Raw genomic sequence first — 677 nt, forward strand, 5'->3', positions numbered from 1 at the left:
AACGTGTCGCCGCACGTTTTTTCTCTTTGGCTTTGCGTTTCGCTTCCGCAGCTCGTTTCTTAGCTGTCTTACCTTCGCCGCGTAGCTTACGACTTGTTTCGACCAATTCAAAGTCAATTTGCTTGTCATCTAGGTTAACAGCCAGCACTTTTACTTTGACCGCATCACCCAGACGATAGATGTTACCGAAGCTTTCACCGATAAGTCTTTGACCAATAGGATCAAACTGGTAGTAGTCGCTCGCAAGCGTTGAAATATGCACCAAACAATCGATTTGCAGATCGGTCAAGCGCACGAAGAAGCCAAAACTGGTGACGTTAGCAATCACGCCTTCCAACTCATCGCCGACGTGATCTTGCATGTATTCACACTTCAACCAATCCGCAACTTCACGCGTTGCATCATCAGCGCGGCGCTCTGTCATTGAACATTGTTCGCCGTAGAAGTCCATGTCATCGAATGAGTAATGGTAACCACCCGTTGGCGTCCAACGGTCTTGGTTGCGGCCTTCTTCTTTAGCGATCAAATACTTGATAGCACGGTGCAGCAACAAGTCAGGGTAACGACGAATTGGTGACGTAAAGTGCGCGTAACGCTTAAGCGCCAAACCGAAGTGGCCTGCGTTGTCCGCGTTGTACACCGCTTGCTTCATGGAGCGCAGCAGCATGGTTTGGATC

1 protein-coding gene is annotated in these 677 nt (G+C 49.3%); it reads right to left on the minus strand.

The features are described 5' to 3' along the window. Window positions 1-677, minus strand: a 677-nt coding sequence (locus tag R7R78_RS26675; RefSeq protein WP_225474678.1) for an RNB domain-containing ribonuclease, incomplete at both ends; no start/stop codon positions are given.

The organism is Vibrio sp. 2134-1, assembly GCF_033339495.1.